Annotated in this window: 21 protein-coding genes; 17 read left to right on the forward strand and 4 right to left on the reverse strand. The window is 67.6% G+C overall.

The genetic code is table 11. The features are described from left to right. Positions 1-48: 48 nt before the first annotated feature. From phnG to phnN, 8 genes are read left to right on the forward strand one after another with little or no spacing between them, the layout of a single operon-like run. Positions 49-486, forward strand: a complete 438-nt coding sequence (gene phnG / locus ACJJVR_RS00655; RefSeq protein ID WP_405401399.1) for a phosphonate C-P lyase system protein PhnG — start codon at positions 49-51, stop codon at positions 484-486. Next, entirely contained in the window at positions 483-1,031 is a 549-nt protein-coding gene (gene phnH, locus ACJJVR_RS00660) for a phosphonate C-P lyase system protein PhnH (protein ID WP_405401400.1), read from the forward strand. Before phnG ends, phnH begins: the two co-directional genes overlap by 4 nt. Then, entirely contained in the window at positions 1,031-2,098 is a 1,068-nt protein-coding gene (locus ACJJVR_RS00665) for a carbon-phosphorus lyase complex subunit PhnI (RefSeq protein ID WP_405401402.1), read from the forward strand. The genes phnH and ACJJVR_RS00665 overlap by 1 nt, the downstream gene beginning before the upstream one ends. Next, complete coding sequence (locus ACJJVR_RS00670; RefSeq protein ID WP_405401404.1) at positions 2,095-2,694, forward strand: HAD family hydrolase; 600 nt, start codon at positions 2,095-2,097, stop codon at positions 2,692-2,694. The genes ACJJVR_RS00665 and ACJJVR_RS00670 overlap by 4 nt, the downstream gene beginning before the upstream one ends. Next, positions 2,691-3,551 carry an alpha-D-ribose 1-methylphosphonate 5-phosphate C-P-lyase PhnJ gene (locus ACJJVR_RS00675; protein ID WP_405401406.1) on the forward strand — a complete coding sequence of 287 codons (861 nt, stop codon included), beginning with the start codon at positions 2,691-2,693 and terminating at the stop codon, positions 3,549-3,551. Before ACJJVR_RS00670 ends, ACJJVR_RS00675 begins: the two co-directional genes overlap by 4 nt. Beyond that, positions 3,548-4,306, forward strand: coding sequence for a phosphonate C-P lyase system protein PhnK (gene phnK, locus ACJJVR_RS00680; RefSeq protein WP_405401407.1), 759 nt, complete (start codon positions 3,548-3,550; stop codon positions 4,304-4,306). The genes ACJJVR_RS00675 and phnK overlap by 4 nt, the downstream gene beginning before the upstream one ends. A gap of 2 nt (positions 4,307-4,308) precedes the next feature. Continuing rightward, a complete protein-coding gene (gene phnL, locus ACJJVR_RS00685) occupies positions 4,309-4,992 on the forward strand; it encodes a phosphonate C-P lyase system protein PhnL (protein ID WP_405401409.1) in 684 nt (227 codons plus the stop codon). Then, positions 4,989-5,516, forward strand: a complete 528-nt coding sequence (gene phnN / locus ACJJVR_RS00690; RefSeq protein WP_405401411.1) for a phosphonate metabolism protein/1,5-bisphosphokinase (PRPP-forming) PhnN — start codon at positions 4,989-4,991, stop codon at positions 5,514-5,516. Before phnL ends, phnN begins: the two co-directional genes overlap by 4 nt. Here the strand turns inward: phnN and ACJJVR_RS00695 are convergent. After that, on the reverse strand, positions 5,492-6,157 hold the full coding sequence (locus ACJJVR_RS00695) for a DUF1045 domain-containing protein (protein ID WP_405401413.1): 666 nt from the start codon (positions 6,155-6,157) through the stop codon (positions 5,492-5,494). The genes phnN and ACJJVR_RS00695 overlap by 25 nt on opposite strands. A gap of 95 nt (positions 6,158-6,252) precedes the next feature. On the opposite strand from ACJJVR_RS00695, the gene ACJJVR_RS00700 reads away from it, so the two are divergent. The 3 genes from ACJJVR_RS00700 to ACJJVR_RS00710 all read left to right on the forward strand — a co-directional run bounded on the left by ACJJVR_RS00700 (position 6,253) and on the right by ACJJVR_RS00710 (position 8,416). Next, on the forward strand, positions 6,253-7,389 hold the full coding sequence (locus tag ACJJVR_RS00700) for an alpha-D-ribose 1-methylphosphonate 5-triphosphate diphosphatase (RefSeq protein WP_405401414.1): 1,137 nt from the start codon (positions 6,253-6,255) through the stop codon (positions 7,387-7,389). Between the two features lie 351 nt (positions 7,390-7,740). Beyond that, positions 7,741-8,103, forward strand: a complete 363-nt coding sequence (locus ACJJVR_RS00705) for a hypothetical protein (RefSeq protein WP_405401415.1) — start codon at positions 7,741-7,743, stop codon at positions 8,101-8,103. A 172-nt stretch (positions 8,104-8,275) separates the two neighbouring features. Next, positions 8,276-8,416, forward strand: coding sequence for a hypothetical protein (locus ACJJVR_RS00710; RefSeq protein ID WP_405401416.1), 141 nt, complete (start codon positions 8,276-8,278; stop codon positions 8,414-8,416). Between the two features lie 414 nt (positions 8,417-8,830). Here ACJJVR_RS00710 and ACJJVR_RS00715 read toward each other — a convergent pair whose 3' ends face one another. Next, positions 8,831-9,034 (reverse strand): hypothetical protein, encoded by a 204-nt coding sequence (locus tag ACJJVR_RS00715; protein ID WP_405401417.1) that lies wholly within the window; start codon positions 9,032-9,034, stop codon positions 8,831-8,833. Between the two features lie 283 nt (positions 9,035-9,317). Here ACJJVR_RS00715 and ACJJVR_RS00720 point away from each other — a divergent pair, with 283 nt between their 5' ends. Next, positions 9,318-9,740 (forward strand): VOC family protein, encoded by a 423-nt coding sequence (locus ACJJVR_RS00720; RefSeq protein ID WP_405401420.1) that lies wholly within the window; start codon positions 9,318-9,320, stop codon positions 9,738-9,740. Here ACJJVR_RS00720 and bla read toward each other — a convergent pair. Continuing rightward, entirely contained in the window at positions 9,737-10,597 is an 861-nt protein-coding gene (gene bla / locus ACJJVR_RS00725; protein WP_405401422.1) for a class A beta-lactamase, read from the reverse strand. The two genes, ACJJVR_RS00720 and bla, sit on opposite strands and share 4 nt — an antisense overlap. 142 nt (positions 10,598-10,739) lie before the next feature. On the opposite strand from bla, the gene ACJJVR_RS00730 reads away from it, so the two are divergent. Beyond that, a complete protein-coding gene (locus ACJJVR_RS00730) occupies positions 10,740-11,627 on the forward strand; it encodes a LysR substrate-binding domain-containing protein (RefSeq protein WP_405401424.1) in 888 nt (295 codons plus the stop codon). Between the two features lie 74 nt (positions 11,628-11,701). After that, a complete protein-coding gene (locus ACJJVR_RS00735; protein WP_405401425.1) occupies positions 11,702-12,631 on the forward strand; it encodes a bile acid:sodium symporter family protein in 930 nt (309 codons plus the stop codon). Between the two features lie 6 nt (positions 12,632-12,637). Here ACJJVR_RS00735 and ACJJVR_RS00740 read toward each other — a convergent pair whose 3' ends face one another. Then, positions 12,638-13,141 (reverse strand): cell wall hydrolase, encoded by a 504-nt coding sequence (locus tag ACJJVR_RS00740; protein WP_405401427.1) that lies wholly within the window; start codon positions 13,139-13,141, stop codon positions 12,638-12,640. A gap of 151 nt (positions 13,142-13,292) precedes the next feature. Between ACJJVR_RS00740 and ACJJVR_RS00745 the strand changes: the two genes are divergently transcribed. The 3 genes from ACJJVR_RS00745 (at position 13,293) to ACJJVR_RS00755 (ending at position 15,104) form a co-directional block, all read left to right on the forward strand. Then, the gene (locus ACJJVR_RS00745) at positions 13,293-13,427 is read left to right on the forward strand and encodes a hypothetical protein (RefSeq protein ID WP_405401429.1); all 135 of its coding nucleotides are present in this window, start codon (positions 13,293-13,295) and stop codon (positions 13,425-13,427) included. 877 nt (positions 13,428-14,304) lie between these two features. Further along, a complete protein-coding gene (locus tag ACJJVR_RS00750; protein WP_405401430.1) occupies positions 14,305-14,706 on the forward strand; it encodes a hypothetical protein in 402 nt (133 codons plus the stop codon). After that, positions 14,682-15,104, forward strand: a complete 423-nt coding sequence (locus ACJJVR_RS00755; protein WP_405401432.1) for a hypothetical protein — start codon at positions 14,682-14,684, stop codon at positions 15,102-15,104. Before ACJJVR_RS00750 ends, ACJJVR_RS00755 begins: the two co-directional genes overlap by 25 nt. Positions 15,105-15,256 lie beyond the last annotated feature (152 nt).

A 15,256-nucleotide genomic window follows, 5' to 3' on the forward strand; every position in this document is an offset into this window, starting at 1 on the left:
CGCGCTATCACCTGTCTAGTTGTATAGATAATGGGACACCTCGGCAAGATGTCAGCGACACCCCACACCGACCGACGCGACTGGCTGTCGATCCTGGCCCGCAGTGCCCCGGCCCGGTTGGCGCAACTGCTGCCGGACCTGCCCGACCACGTCCTGATGCGCGCGCCGGAAACCGGCACCGTGATGGTCCAGGGCCGCGTCAGCGCCACCGGCGCGCCCTTCAACATCGGAGAGATGACCGTGACACGCTGCGCGCTGCGCCTGCCCTGTGGCACCCATGGTCACGGCCATGTGCAGGGGCGGTCCCATGCCCATGCCCGTCGGGCTGCGGCGATGGATGCGCTGATGCAGACGGACCCCACGACATACGCCCCCCTGATCGCCACCCTGCGCGACGACGCGCAGGCCGCCCGCGACACCCGCGCCGCCAAGGCCGCCGCGACCCGGGTCGAATTCTTTACCCTGCAACGCGGAGAGGACACATGACCGGCCACGGATTCACAGACCCCGCGCGGCAATCGGCCCAGGGGTTCCGCGTGCTGATGGAGGCGATGGCCCGGCCCGGCACGATCCACCGTCTGGATCTGGCCCATGCCCCCGGTGTCGGGCCCGCCGCCGCGACCGTGCTGCTGTTGCTGGCCGATCCGACCACGCCGGTGCATCTGGCGGGCGATCTGCCCGATCTGGGCCCGTGGCTGCGGTTTCACGCAGGCTGCCCGATGGCCGATGCGCCGCAGGCCGCATTGGCGGTGGGGCGTTGGGCGGATCTGCTGCCGCTGGACCGCTTTGCCGTGGGTCTGCCCGACTATCCCGACCGTTCGGCGACCCTGATCGTGGAGCTGGACCGGCTGGACGCGGACGGGCCCAGCCTGCGCGGGCCGGGCATCCGCGACCGCGCGACCCTGTCCCTGCCCGCGACGGAACCGTTTCGTGCCAATCGCGCCCTGTTCCCGATGGGGCTGGATTTCGTCCTGACCTGCGGCGACCGGCTGTCCTGTCTGCCGCGCAGCACCCGCGTGGAGGCCGCCTGATGTATGTCGCCGTCAAGGGTGGCGAACGCGCCATAGACAACGCCCATGCCTGGCTGGCCGAGGAGCGCCGCGGCGACCCCGACCTGCCGCTGATGTCCGTGGACCAGATCAAGGCCCAGATGGCCCTGGCCGTGAACCGCATCATGGCCGAGGGGTCGCTGTATGACCCCGATCTGGCCGCGCTGGCGATCCGGCAGGCGCGCGGCGACCTGATCGAGGCCGTGTTCCTGATCCGCGCCTATCGCACCACGCTGCCGCGGCTGGGGGCGTCGGTGCCGGTGGATACGGGCGCGATGGCGGTGGACCGGCGCATCTCGGCCACGTTCAAGGACCTGCCCGGCGGTCAGGTGCTGGGGCCGACATTCGACTATACCCATCGCCTGCTGGATTTCGCCGATCAGGCGGCGGTGGACCCCGCGCCAATAGCCGAACCCGACACGGGGCCGGTGCCGCATGTCATGGCGATTCTGGACCGCGACGGGCTGATCGAACCCACCCCGCGCGACGACACCCCCGCCCCCGACCTGACCCGCGAGCCGTTGGAACTGCCCGCGGACCGGCCCCTGCGCCTGCAGGCACTGGCCCGCGCGGACGAGGGGTTCGTGCTGGGCCTGGCCTATTCGACCCAGCGCGGATACGGCCGCACCCACGCCTTTGTCGGCGAATTGCGCATCGGCCGCGTGCCCGTGCAGATGCACATCCCCGAACTGGACCTGACCATCGACATTGGTGAAATCGAGCTGACCGAATGCGAAACCGTGAACCAGTTCAAGGGTTCGCGCACCGAACCTGCGCAGTTCACGCGCGGATACGGGATGGTCATGGGACAATCGGAACGCAAGGCCATCGCCGTCAGCCTGGTCGACCGCGCCCTGCGCTGGCAGGAGCTGGGCGAGGATTTCACCGGTGCCCCCGCGCAGGACCAGGAATTCGTGCTGTCGCATTGCGACAACATTCAGGCGACGGGTTTTCTGGAACACATCAAGCTGCCCCATTACGTCGATTTTCAGGCCGAACTGGAACTGGTCCGCCGCCTGCGGGCCGACATCGCAAAGGACACGCAATGATCAAGGCCATCGTTTTCGACATCGGCAACGTGCTGGTCCGGTGGGACCCGGTGGCCGCCTTTCTGCCCCTGCTGGGCGACCGGGCATCGGTGCTGGCGTTTCTGGACCGCGTGGATTTCGCCGCGCTGAACCTGCGGGCGGATGGGGGCGAACGCTTTGACGATCTGGCGTTGCAGATCGCGGACCCCCACGACCGCGCGGCCTTTGTGGCCTATCGGTCCGGGCACGGGGCCTCGATCCGCGAGCCGATCGAGGGATCATGGGCGTTGCTGGACCGCCTGCGGGCGCGGGGCCATGCGCTCCACGCGATCACGAACTGGTCCGCCGAGACATGGCCCATCGGCCTGGCGACCCACCCGCGGCTGGCCACGGCCTTTGGCGTCACCGTCGTGTCGGGGATCGAGGGCGTGCTGAAGCCCGACCCGCGCATCTTTGCGACGTTGTGCGACCGCGCGGGCGTGACGCCCGACCAGTGCCTGTTCATCGACGACAGCGCCCGCAACGTCGCCGGCGCACGGGACGCGGGGATGGCCGCGCATCATTTCACCGACCCCGCCACGCTGGAGGACGACCTGATCGGGCGGGGCCTGCTATGAGCGATTACAACTTTGCCTATCTGGATGAACAGACCAAGCGGATGATCCGCCGCGCCATCCTCAAGGCGCTGGCGATCCCCGGATACCAGGTGCCCTTTGCCAGCCGCGAAATGCCCATGCCCTATGGCTGGGGCACCGGCGGGGTGCAGTTGACCGCCGCCTGCCTGACGCCCGACGACCGGCTGAAGGTCATCGACCAGGGCGCCGACGACACCACCAACGCGGTCAGCATCCGCAAGTTCTTTGAGCGCACGGCGGGCGTCGCCGTCACCACCGCGACCACCGACGCGACGCTGATCCAGACCCGCCACCGCATCCCGGAAACGCCCCTGACCCAGGGCCAGATCCTGGTCTATCAGGTGCCCATCCCCGAACCCCTGCGCTTTCTGGAGCCGCGCGAAACCGAGACCCGCAAGATGCACGAGCTGGAGGAATACGGCCTGATGCACGTCAAGCTGTACGAGGACATCGCCCGGCACGGCCAGATCGCGACCTCCTATGCCTATCCGGTCAAGGTCGAGGGGCGCTATGTCATGGACCCGTCGCCGATCCCGAAATTCGACAACCCCAAACTGTCGGACAGTCCGGCGATCCAGCTGTTCGGGGCGGGGCGCGAACAGCGCATCTATGCCCTGCCCCCGTACACCCATGTCGTCAGTCTGGATTTCGACGACCACCCGTTCAGCGCCTCCAAGGCCGATCATGCCTGTGATCTGTGCGCATCCGACACCAGCTATCTGGACGAGGTCGTGACCGACGATGCGGGGGGACGGATGTTCGTCTGTTCAGACACCGATTTCTGCACCGCGCGCGTTACCGCGGGTCACAAGGGCCGACTGGCCGCGGAGGCCGCATGACCGCCCCCATCCTGTCAGTGCAGCATCTGGAACGCCGCTATGGCGCGCGGATCGGCTGTACCGATGTCAGTTTCGATCTGTGGCCCGGAGAAGTGCTGGGCATCGTCGGCGAGAGCGGATCGGGCAAATCGACGCTGTTGTCCTGTCTGGCGGGGCATCAGCGCCCCGATGCGGGCACCGTCACCTATGACGGGCGCGACGTGCTGGGCATGGCGGAAACGGAACGCCGCAGGCTGGCGCGCACCGAATGGGCCTATGTCCACCAGCATGCCCGCGACGGGCTGCGCATGGGGGTCAGCGCGGGGGCCAATGTCGGCGAACGGCTGATGGCCGTGGGCCAGCGCCATTACGGCGACATCCGCGCCGCCGCCGTCGACTGGCTGGACCGGGTCGAGATCGCCGAGGACCGCGTGGACGACCGCCCCTCGGCCTTTTCGGGCGGGATGCAGCAGCGGTTGCAGATCGCGCGCAACCTGGTGACCGGGCCGCGGCTGGTGTTCATGGACGAACCCACGGGCGGGCTGGATGTCAGCGTCCAGGCGCGGCTGCTGGACATGCTGCGCGGGCTGGTGCGCGACATGGGCCTGTCGGTGGTCATCGTCACGCATGACCTGGCGGTGGTGCGGCTGCTGGCCGATCGGCTGATGGTGATGAAATCGGGCCGCGTGGTCGAACAGGGCCTGACGGATCAGGTTCTGGACGATCCGCAGCATGCCTATACCCAGCTTCTCGTCTCTTCCGTCCTGCAGGTGTGACCATGATCCATGTCGACAATCTGTCCAAGTCGTTCACGCTACACAATCAGGGCGGCACGGTCATTCCGGTCATGGCGGGGGCGTCGCTGCATGTGGGTCCCGGCGAATGCGTGGGGCTGGTGGGTCAGTCGGGTGCCGGCAAATCCACGCTGATGCGGATGATCCAGGGCAACTATCTGGCCGGCGGCGGCAGCATCCGCATCGCGGGTACCGAACTGGTCGGCGCCGCGCCCCGCACGGTGACCGCCCTGCGCCGGGGCACGTTGGGCCATGTCAGCCAGTTCCTGCGCGTGCTGCCCCGCGTGCCCGCCGTGGACGTGGTGGCCGAACCGCTTCGCGCGCTTGGCATGCCCCCGGCGCAGGCCCGCGAACGCGCCGAATGCCTGCTGTGGCGGCTGAACATCCCGCGTCGGCTGTGGGGCCTGTCGCCCACCACCTTTTCGGGCGGCGAGCAACAGCGCATCAACATCGCCCGCGGCTTTGTCCATCCCTATCCGGTGCTGTTGCTGGACGAGCCCACGGCCAGCCTGGACGCCGCCAACCGCCAGGTCGTCCTGTCCCTGATCGCCGAGGCCAAGGCCCGCGGCGCCGCCATCCTGGGCATCTTTCACGACGCCGAGGCGCGCGACGCGGTCTGTGACCGGCTGGTGGACGTGACCGGGTTCACGCCGGCGCGCGCGGCATGATCGCGGCGATCGTCGGCCCGTCGGGGGCGGGCAAGGATACGCTGATCGCGGGCGCATGTGCCGCCTGGCCCGACCTGCGCCTTGCACGGCGGGTGATCACCCGCCCGTCCGACGCTGGAGGAGAGGATTTCGACGGCGTCACCCCCGCCCGTTTCGACGCCCTGCGCGACGGGGGTCATTTCGCGTTGGACTGGCAGGCGCATGGCCTGTGCTATGGCATCCCGCATGATCAGCTGACCGGTCCGGCGGTGATCTTCAACGGCAGCCGGGCGGCCCTGCCGCAGGCGGTGGCGCGGCTGCCGGGGCTGCGGGTGATCCTGATCACCGCCCCCGCGGATGTGCTGGCGCGCCGTCTGGCCGCCCGCGGGCGCGAGGGGGCGTCCGACATCGCCGCCCGCCTGCAGCGCGCCGATTTCGCCATGCCGCCCGGCATCCCTTACCTGACGGTATGCAACGACGCCTGCCCTGCGCAGGGGACCGCGCGCCTGCTGGCCGCGCTTCAGCCCGACAGAGGCGCGCGGTGACGCAGATGGAACCGGCCCTGCGCGTCCTCGGCCACCAGACACAGATCGGCGATGATGAACGGCTGCGGCAGGACCGGGTCCAGCCATGCCTGCGCCGCCGCCTGCACGGCGGGCCGTTCCGCAGGCGACAGCCGGTCGGTCAATGTCAGGTGGAACCGGAATTCCTCCATGACAAAGGGATAGCCCCACCGGTCCAGCAATTCGCGCTGGCGCGGTGTCAGGCTGTCGGGGCGGCGGCGGGCGATCTGGTCCGGTGTCAGCGGCGCACGAAGCGGGTCGGTGGCGCGCACCACCGCATCGGCCAGCGCGATCAGCGCGGCCTGTCCGTCCGTGGGCATCAATGCCAGGAACCCGTCCAGATCGCGCAGCGCCAGTGTCCCGCATTCCACCGTGGGCAGGCGCGCCGCCATCGCATCGAGCGTCGCAATCAGCCGCGCCTCGGGAACGACCGGGTGAAAGGGCGCGCGGATCGTGCCGTGGAACCCGTATTTGCGGGGCTGGTCCACCGGCCGCGCCGGCAGCGACCGGTCGTCGACCGCGCAACCGCGCGCCAGATCCCAGCCCAGCCAAGCCGCCGTGCGGTCCGCAAAGATGCCGGGTTGCGGCGCGTAATAGACGGCATATCGTGTGAAATCCTGCATGCGCGGCACCCTAAGACCGTTTTGTCACATGGCTGTGACAGCTCTCTGCCAGATGACGCCCTTCGACATGATCCTTCAAGACGGAACCCGACCGCATGACCGACATCATCCTTGCCAACGCCCGCCTCGTTCTGCCGACCGAGGTGGTCCACGGCCACCTGGTCCTGCGCGACGGCCTGATCGCCGAGATCGGCCAGGGCCGCGCCCTGCCCGCGGGCGCGCTGGATTGCGACGGCGACCTGCTGATGCCGGGCCTGATCGAGCTGCACACAGACAACCTGGAACGCCATATCGAACCGCGCCCCGGCGTCGACTGGCCCCATGCCCATGCGATCATCGCCCATGACGCCGAACTGGCCAGCGTGGGCATCACCACCGTCTTCGACGCGCTGCGGGTGGGGTCGGTCATCACCTCGAACAACGCGGGCTACGGCGAATACGCCCGCGCCCTGGCGGACGAGATCCTGGGCCTGCGGGCGCAGGGCGCGCTGCGCATCAGCCATTTCCTGCATCTGCGGGCCGAGATCTGTTCCCAGACCCTGCCCGAAGAAATGGCCAAGTTCGGCCCCCAGGACCGCATCGGCATCGTCAGCCTGATGGACCACACCCCCGGCGAACGCCAGTTCCGCGACATCAGCAAGCTGCGCGATTACGTCTGCGGCAAGAAGGGCCTGTCCGACGCCCAGTTTCTGGACCATGTCGCCGACCAGCAGGCCCTGCGCGCCCGCGTGGGCGACCTGCACGAGGCGACCGCCGTGTCCGAGGCGCGCCGCTATGGCGCAGTGCTGGCCAGCCATGATGACACCACCGCGCCTCAGGTCGCGGTCAGCGCGGGCCACGGCTGTCATTTCGCGGAATTCCCCACCACGGTCGAGGCCGCGCAGGCCTGCCGCGACCACGACATCCGCGTGATGATGGGTGCGCCCAATCTGATCCGCGGCGGATCGCACAGCGGCAACGTCGCGGCCAGCGATCTGGCGCGGGCCGACCTGCTGGACATCCTGTCGTCGGACTATGTGCCGTCGTCGCTGTTGTCGGGGGCGATGATGCTGGGCGACCTGTGGGGCGATCTGGCGCGCGGCATCGCGACCGTGACGCAGGCGCCCGCCCACGCGGTAGGCCTGCACGACCGCGGCCGATTGGCCCTGGGCGCACGGGCCGACGTGATCCGCGTGGCGCCCGTGGGCGGGGCCGCATCGGTGCGCGGCCTGTGGACGCGAATTGCCGCCTGACCTGCCGACGACCCGCGCGGCGATTGGGCGGGCCCTGACAATCCGCCTGATGCACGGGGTCGGGGCGCCGATTGGCCCGCGACCGGACTGGACCCCATGCTGACCGTGTCAGCCTTGCGCCCATGGGTTCGGGAACGCGTTCGTGATGCGTGGGCGCATGTCATGCCATCGGTCATGTGCGTGAGCCATGGCCGGGACATGATCCGTTAACCTGTCATGTGTCACGGTCTTTTGGCGGAATTTCCATCCGGGGTTCGGGTCGCGGTTCCTGTGTGATGCAACGCCATCCCTGGTCAGTCGGCATACCCCAAGCTGCTCGATATCGCCGTCGATCCGTCGCAGGGTCCGGCTTTGCTTTTGGGTGACCATGCCTGCCGGCTGATTATTCTGCTCCCGAACACTATCGCCCTGCCGATCCGGCGATCGGCTCGCCGTGCCGGGCGCTTTCGGGGACGAAATATCAATCGTGATCCGGTTTGGATCGACGCTCTGCGCGGCCTGTCCGATCGCGGTCCGGCCAATGACCATATCATCGCCGCAATACGTCCAGCGGTCGCGGGCTGGTCCATTTCCCGCAATGCGTTGCACAACGGCTGGTCGTTGCGCTGGCGTCACCCGGACACCGTTGGTGAACACGGCGCGCAGTTTGATGCGCCAGACAATGCCGTGACCGTATCAGGGACGGGCGAGCCGGCAGGAACGGCGCCCACATGACCGAACGAAATCGCAACGCCGTTATCATTGAATGTACCCGTGGCTGCAGGGCATCGACCTGCGGGATCTGAGCCGTCCGGCTGGGGTGCTGGATTTTGTCGCGCGCAAGATCGAATGGATGGACAGGACATGACCGAACCCTCGCGACCCGCCCCTGCGTGGGTTGCGGGCCGTGGCCACCACCGTCATCGGCCTATGGCATGGGCCGCAGCGGGGTTTCGTGTCGATCACCCTGCCGCAGCGGGCCGCCGATCAGGGCATCACCACGACCAACGCGGTTTGGCCACGACGATCGATTTCCGATCCGCGCTAAAGCAGGTCTGGCAGATGCGCTGGCTGTGCCCCGGGGGACGCTGCCCCTACGCCCCAATACCGCCAAAATGTGTTTAAGCCGCATTATATCTTAGGCTTTCGGCTGTCAGGTGCGCGAATCCCACTCTTTACGGTGGGGGTTCTCTCCAATGGAGCCACCCTTACCGCGATCGCACGGGTGCAGCGTGCGCGTGTCGGCGTTCCCTACGGCTGCCCCCGCTGCCAATCGCCGCCGCGACCCGGCTGGATAGCACCCATGGCCGCTAAGGTGGCCTTGGCGGATGGTCGTCCGCCAACGGTTGATCGGCGTGTCGCCATGCTGTCGATACCAGACGTGACGGTAAAGGTGCTGTGGGATGCGCCAGCTGCCCGCATCCGGGCCTATGCCCGTCTGACCGGTCAGGCCGCTGAACGTTCAGGCAGGGCAATCGGCTCGGCCAATATCGCGCCGCACACGCCACAGGTTACCGTCCATCCGACCCGGACCCTGGTCGGCGACACTGTCGCCCATGCCCCTGCCGACGTAAGCCCGGCCCGGATCGCAGCCCACGTCGGCCAGACCGTGCCCCGGCACCGCGCTGGCATTGCATGTCGGCATCACCCGCGGGGTCATCGTCACGTTTCGGGACGCCGCAACGCGGCGGTTGGTGGCGGATGCGCCGGTCACCCTGACCGCGAACGCCCTGCTAAACCGCCGTTCTGCGGGGCGCGGGGAATTGCTGTCGCCCGCGACTGCGTCGAAATTTGATCTGATAGACGGCACCGCCAAGATCGCACCGCGCCTGCCAGTGCCCACCGCCATGGATGCCGGTCAGGGTCGTTCGGCCCTGCGCCCCCGGGTCCGGACCGCTTGACGGACAGGCGCGCGGCGGGCCAGCGTGCGGATCATGGAGGATGCGACGATGCAGCAGCAGATGGCCGTTCTGACCCTGGGGGTCGCCAACCCGGAGCGGTCGGGCCGCTTTTACGGCGCGGGCTTTGGCTGGACGCCGGTCTTTCAGAACCCCGAAATCACGTTCTATCAAATGAACGGCTTTATCCTGGGCACCTTTCTGACGGCCAGTCTGGAGGCTGACATGAACCGCGCGAACCGGGGCCAACCCGGCGCCTGTGCGATGGCCCATAACGTGGCGCGGCGCGATGACGTGGCCCCGCTGATGACGCGGCTGGCGGAACACGGCGGGCGCGTGTTGCGGCCCGCCGATGCGCCCCCGCATGGCGGGTTCCGGGGCTATGTGACCGACCCCGACGGCCATGCCTGGGAAATCGCATGGAACCCGGCCTGGCCGATCGACGCGGACGGCCACGTGACGTTCGCGCCCTAGGGCTGTCCGATGGTGTCGACCATTGCCGCACCGATCCGGGCGATGGCGCGGTTGCGTGTCGCCATGTCGGCATCGTTGCCCGTCAGATAGACCGAGGCCACCCACGCGTCCCCCTGCGGCGGGCGGATCACCGCGATGATCGACCGCGACCCGTACCCGCCTGCGCCCGTCTTGTCGCCGATCTGCCAGCCGTCGGGCAGGCTGGCGCGGATCAGGTCGTCCGCGACCGCATCGGCCTGCATCCAACCCTCCAGCTGGCCGCGCGAGGGGTCGGACAGAACCGGACCCAGCACCAGCGCCTCCACCGTGTCGATCATCTGTGCAGGGGTCGTACTGTCGCGCGGATCGCCGGGCGTGGCTTCGTTCAGGTCGGTTTCCCACCGATCCAGCCGGGTGGTGTCGTCACCGATGGTGCGCAGATATTCGGTCAGGCCCCCCGGCCCGCCGACCCGGTCCAACAGCAGGTTGCCGGCGCTGTTGTCGCTCTGGGTGATCGTGGCGTGGCACAGCTGGGCCACGCTCATGCCGTCATCGACATGCAATTCGGTCACCGGGGAATAGGTGACCAGATCGTCGGCGCCATAGGCGATCACCCGGTCTAGCCGCTCCTCCCCCGCATCGACCAGCGCCAGGATCGCGCCGCACAACGGCACCTTGAAGGTGCTGGACAGGGGAAACCGCTCGTCCATGCGGTATCCGTGCGTTTCGGTGTCGTCATGACGGCGCAGGGCGACGCCGACGCGCCCGCCCAGATCCGCCTCGACCGCGCGGGCGGCCTGTTCGATGGTCTCGGCGGCCAGCGGCCCGGCCAGACAGCCAACAAGGACCGCCGCAGCGGCAATGGGAATACGGTTCATGTGTCACCTGTGTCATCGGCCGCGAAACGAGGCGCGGCATGGGAAAACTTATGCGGTGCAGCCTGCGCGACGGGTCTATCCCGTTGACAGCCTGCCGCTCAAACGACAAATCCTGACGGTGCGCATAAGCTGAGGTGATGCCGTGGACCGTCCGAACCTGCCCCTGAACGGGCTGCGCGCCTTCGAGGTCGCCGCGCGACAAGGCAGTTTCACCCGCGCCGCGATCGAGCTGCGGGTCACCCAGGCCGCCGTCAGCCAGCAGATCCAACGGCTGGAGGATCTGCTGGGCCACCGCCTGTTCACCCGCGCCTCGACCGGACTGATCCTGACCGACATGGGGGCGGCGCTGCACCCGGTGCTGACGCGCAATTTCGACCAGATCGGCGCGGTGCTGGACCGGTTTCAGGCCGGCCGCCACCGCGAAACGCTGCACCTGGGCGTGGTCACGACCTTTGCCACCGGCTGGCTGATCGACCGTCTGCCCGCGTTCGAGGCCGCCCATCCCGACATCGCCCTGCGCCTGTTCACCCACAACAACCGCATCGACATCGCCAAAGAGGGTCTGCACATGGCCATCCGTTTCGGTGACCGGCTGGCGTGGCAGGGGCTGGACGCGGATCCGCTGATACACGCGCCGCTGACACCGCTATGTGCGCCCGCCTTGCGCGACAGGTTGCGCCATCCGCGCGACCTGGCGGGGCACCGGCTGCTGCGGTCCTATCGCGCGGACGAATGGGACCGCTGGTTCGCGGCGACCGGCACGCCATGTCCGCCGCTGGACGGGCCGGTGCTGGACAGTTCGGTCGCGCTGGCCGATCTGGCCGCGGCGGGCCTGGGCATCGCGTTGCTGCCAGCGGCGATGTTTTCGCGCCAGACGGATGCGGGCGCGCTGGTCCAGCCCTTTGCCACGCGCATCGATGCCGGTCGCTATTGGCTGACCTGGCCGCGGGGCAGGCCACCGACCCCCGCGATGCAACGCCTGCGCGACTGGCTGCAGGGCCAGACCGGATTTTCCGCCACCACGGGTTGAAGCCCGCCGCGGGCGGCACTATGGCCGACGCCGAAACGTCACGGCGCAGGAATGCTGTGCCACAGGAGGCTTTGGTGAAATCATTGGCATCACTCTCGCGGTTTGTCGGCAATACCTTTGCGGCATGGGTCGTCCTGTTCGCGGTGTTGGGCTTTCTGCTGCCCGACGTGTTCCGCCAACTGACGCCCTGGATCGTCACGCTGCTGGGGATCATCATGTTCGGGATGGGACTGACCATCTCGGGGCGCGACTTTGCCGAGGTGCTGCGCAGGCCCATGAATGTCGGCGTGGGCGTCGCATCACAGTTCCTGATCATGCCGCTGCTGGCGGTGGCGCTGACCATGATCATCCCGATGCCCCCCGAGGTGGCGGCGGGCGTCATTCTGGTCGGTTGCTGCCCCGGCGGCACGTCGTCGAACGTGATGACCTATCTGGCCCGCGGCGACGTGGCGCTGTCGGTCGCCTGCACCAGCGTGACCACGCTGATGGCGCCGATCGTGACCCCGTTCCTGATGCTGATGCTGGCCAGCGAATACCTGCCCGTCGATGCCTGGGCGATGTTCCAGTCCATCGTCAAGGTCGTGCTGTTCCCGCTGGCCCTGGGCTTTGCGGCGCAGAAACTGCTGCCGGCCTTTGTGCGGGCCGCGGTGCCCGCCCTGCCGCTGGTCAGCGTGACGGGCATCGTGCTGATCGTGGCGGCCGTGGTGGGCGCGTCCAAGGGCGCGATCGTCCAGTCGGGGCTGATGATCTTTGCCGTCGTCGTGCTGCACAACATGCTGGGTTATCTGATCGGCTTTGTCGCGGCACGGCTGGCCGGGCTGGACCTGGCCTCGCGCAAGGCCATCGCGATCGAGGTCGGCATGCAGAATTCCGGCCTGGCCGCGGCACTGGCGACGGCCTATTTCTCGCCGCTGACGGCGGTGCCGGCGGCGATCTTCAGCGTGTGGCACAACATCTCGGGCGCGGTCGTCGCCAACATCCTGTCGCGGATGAAGACCCGCTGACGGGCCTCAGCGCCCGGTGATGCCCTCGATCTGCGCGGGCACGCGGGGCTGGGTGACCAGTTCGGGGCGGCGGCGTTCATAGAACGCGTTGCCGCCCGTCGCCACGACATAGTGCATGTTGTTATAGGACGCCCGATAGCTGGCCGCGTGAAAGAACTGGGCGTTCTGGATCATCGGGTGGCGTTCACCGCGCAGCACCGACACCGCCGCCTCGCGCAGGCGCGGTGCCGATGCGCGATCCATCCGCCGGGTCAGGACGCCGGGCGCGAACTGGTTCTTTTGCCCGACCACGCCGCAGACCGACCGCGGATAGTTGCCCGATTGCGCCCGGTTCATGACCACGCTGCCGACCGCGATCATCCCGTCGCGGCTGGAACGGTTCGATTCGAAATACATCGCGCGCTCCATGCATTCCAATTCGCTCTGACGCTTGAAACCGCCGCAGGCGGTCAGCGATGCCAACACTGCCAGCAGCGCGGCCCCGCGCAGCATTCCATTCAAATGACCCATGCCCATCCTGCCCCTGCAGCCTTGTTGTTTTGCAAACCCTAGCAGCAGGCAGCCTGTGCGGACAACTGCCCGCACGATGGTGACGATGTCAGATCCCCGCGTCCGCAGGGCACCCTTATCATCGTACGGGGGGATGATACCTGTGCCCGCCATGATGGTCACGGAAGACATCGTTCCGGGCCGCGAACCGGTGGACAAGTTCGGGCGCATCGCGTCCTGCGATGTGGACCTGACGATTGCCCAGGCCCGCTTGACCAAGACCGCCATGACGCAGAGGTCATGTTGATCGACGGGCCGACCCCTGCCCTGAGCGATTGCGACAGACCTGCCGTTCGCCGCCATCCCCAATACCGACAGCGCGCGGCGAGGCGTGATCCGTGTCAGCCATCGTCTGTCCGGATTTTCAACATCGGCGACAACAATACCGTGTTTCGGGACGGCTCCCTTATCGGTGCCGGAACATTGGACGACAGCGACAGAAGCCGGCTGGTCGGGGACCAACCCGGGACCACGGGCTTCATCGCGGAAAACTCCCCGCGTACACACCAGCCGCCGCCGATCGCGCAGAAATAACACCGCAGCACCCGCGCAATATCCGACGGGATCGGGCCGGACAGCGACATTGGACCCCTCGTTCGGCCCGTTGGGACACACCGCCGGCATGATCACCAGCGCCGGGTCGACAGCGCACGCCCCCGTCATGCCTTCGACGCCGCGCTGTTCTGTGCGACGAGGACCGCAGGCGGTGCGGCGTGGTCCCGACGCGCGCAAACCTGCGCCTGGCCACGTTGGACCGTGTGTCCGTTCACGACCGCCCGCGCCAGGAACCGTGCCGCCATCCGGATGATCGAACGTTGGACATCTGCACCGCGCATTGGCCGGTGGACGCATCCACACGCGGCTCCGGTGCCAGGCGCGAAACACATCGCGTGACGTCCGGTTCTGCCCGTACCGGCGGGACAGTCTGTCATGGTTTCGTCGGACAAGGCGCGGGTCGCGGCCGGCCACGTGATCGTCATGTATGGCGGGCATAATGGATCAAGCCGCGATGTCGGTCGCAACGCCGCTGCATCTGCCGGCCCGAGACGCGGGGTCGGGCACCGTCGGTGGATACAGGATAGATCCAGGCAGGTTAGAGGATCACGTCACCACCGCATCGGCACATGATTCCGGCGCGGATCGCACGTGACCCACGGCGATACGGCACCCTGATCGCACTTGCGCGGCTGCGCAGCGTGGTGTCGATCATCATCGCGAATTTCCCTGGGTGTCGGACCATTGTCGACCTGCCGCGCCAGAGATGTATCAGCGGTATTCTGGTCATCAAAACAACGTTTGTGATCCTGATCCGCGACGTGAGCCTGTCGGTCGGATCGGTGATGGCGCTGGTGGGCGTGGTGTCGGCCAACACCGCCATGACGTCGGGCGGGGCTTGTTCGCGTCGCGCCCTGTCTGTTGCCGATCCCAATCGCCGAGGGCCGGATCACCGGCATCGTGATGAGCGCGGTTCGCGGTCCTGGTTTCTGTCGCGGCACTTGGGATGCTGTCGGCGGCCCGCAACGTGACGCTGATCCATTCGGGCGGTTGCCCGGTTCCGGTGCTGACCGACAGACATCGCAGGATCTGCACGGGCATCATCACTGGCATCCCGGTGCCGATCATCCTGTTCAGTACGGTCTTTGCGTTGACGCGTTTCGTCCTGACGCAGACCCGCCTTGGGCGACAGGTCCATGGCCTCGGCGGCAACCCCAATGCGGCTCAAATGTCCGGCCTGTCCCTCCGTGCCATCTCCTGCGCGGTGGCGGGATCGCATGCTATCTGCATGCCATCGCGGGGGTTGCGATCTGTCGCACCGGCCTTGGCGGGTGGCGTTGGCCGGGTCAACGTCACACATATCGACGCCCTGCCGATCAATGCGCTTTGGGTCGAAGTCCATGCTCAGCGATTGATAAAGGGGTGCTGACCAAAGCCGTCGTGATGCTGGACCGGTGCAGCACGACCGACAACGATTATCCAACGCGTGCCGGGACATGATGTCACCAAGAGAAAACCAGATCACGATAAGGATGACACCGTCCACCAGCGCGCGGGCGCAGGACGACATGATCGGACACC

This window comes from Paracoccus sp. Ld10, assembly GCF_045064235.1.
Classification (GTDB): domain Bacteria; phylum Pseudomonadota; class Alphaproteobacteria; order Rhodobacterales; family Rhodobacteraceae; genus Paracoccus.

Excerpts from the sequence above, each read along its gene's own strand:
- phnG (WP_405401399.1), top strand. The coding sequence starts at position 49 with ATGTCAGCGACACCCCACACCGACCGACGCGACTGGCTGTCGATCCTG.
- phnH (WP_405401400.1), top strand. The coding sequence starts at position 483 with ATGACCGGCCACGGATTCACAGACCCCGCGCGGCAATCGGCCCAGGGG.
- ACJJVR_RS00665 (WP_405401402.1), top strand. The coding sequence starts at position 1,031 with ATGTATGTCGCCGTCAAGGGTGGCGAACGCGCCATAGACAACGCCCAT.
- ACJJVR_RS00670 (WP_405401404.1), top strand. The coding sequence starts at position 2,095 with ATGATCAAGGCCATCGTTTTCGACATCGGCAACGTGCTGGTCCGGTGG.
- ACJJVR_RS00675 (WP_405401406.1), top strand. The coding sequence starts at position 2,691 with ATGAGCGATTACAACTTTGCCTATCTGGATGAACAGACCAAGCGGATG.
- phnK (WP_405401407.1), top strand. The coding sequence starts at position 3,548 with ATGACCGCCCCCATCCTGTCAGTGCAGCATCTGGAACGCCGCTATGGC.
- phnL (WP_405401409.1), top strand. The coding sequence starts at position 4,309 with ATGATCCATGTCGACAATCTGTCCAAGTCGTTCACGCTACACAATCAG.
- phnN (WP_405401411.1), top strand. The coding sequence starts at position 4,989 with ATGATCGCGGCGATCGTCGGCCCGTCGGGGGCGGGCAAGGATACGCTG.
- ACJJVR_RS00695 (WP_405401413.1), bottom strand. The coding sequence starts at position 6,157 with ATGCAGGATTTCACACGATATGCCGTCTATTACGCGCCGCAACCCGGC.
- ACJJVR_RS00700 (WP_405401414.1), top strand. The coding sequence starts at position 6,253 with ATGACCGACATCATCCTTGCCAACGCCCGCCTCGTTCTGCCGACCGAG.
- ACJJVR_RS00720 (WP_405401420.1), top strand. The coding sequence starts at position 9,318 with ATGCAGCAGCAGATGGCCGTTCTGACCCTGGGGGTCGCCAACCCGGAG.
- bla (WP_405401422.1), bottom strand. The coding sequence starts at position 10,597 with ATGAACCGTATTCCCATTGCCGCTGCGGCGGTCCTTGTTGGCTGTCTG.
- ACJJVR_RS00740 (WP_405401427.1), bottom strand. The coding sequence starts at position 13,141 with ATGGGTCATTTGAATGGAATGCTGCGCGGGGCCGCGCTGCTGGCAGTG.
- ACJJVR_RS00745 (WP_405401429.1), top strand. The coding sequence starts at position 13,293 with ATGATGGTCACGGAAGACATCGTTCCGGGCCGCGAACCGGTGGACAAG.
- ACJJVR_RS00750 (WP_405401430.1), top strand. The coding sequence starts at position 14,305 with ATGATTCCGGCGCGGATCGCACGTGACCCACGGCGATACGGCACCCTG.
- ACJJVR_RS00755 (WP_405401432.1), top strand. The coding sequence starts at position 14,682 with ATGCTGTCGGCGGCCCGCAACGTGACGCTGATCCATTCGGGCGGTTGC.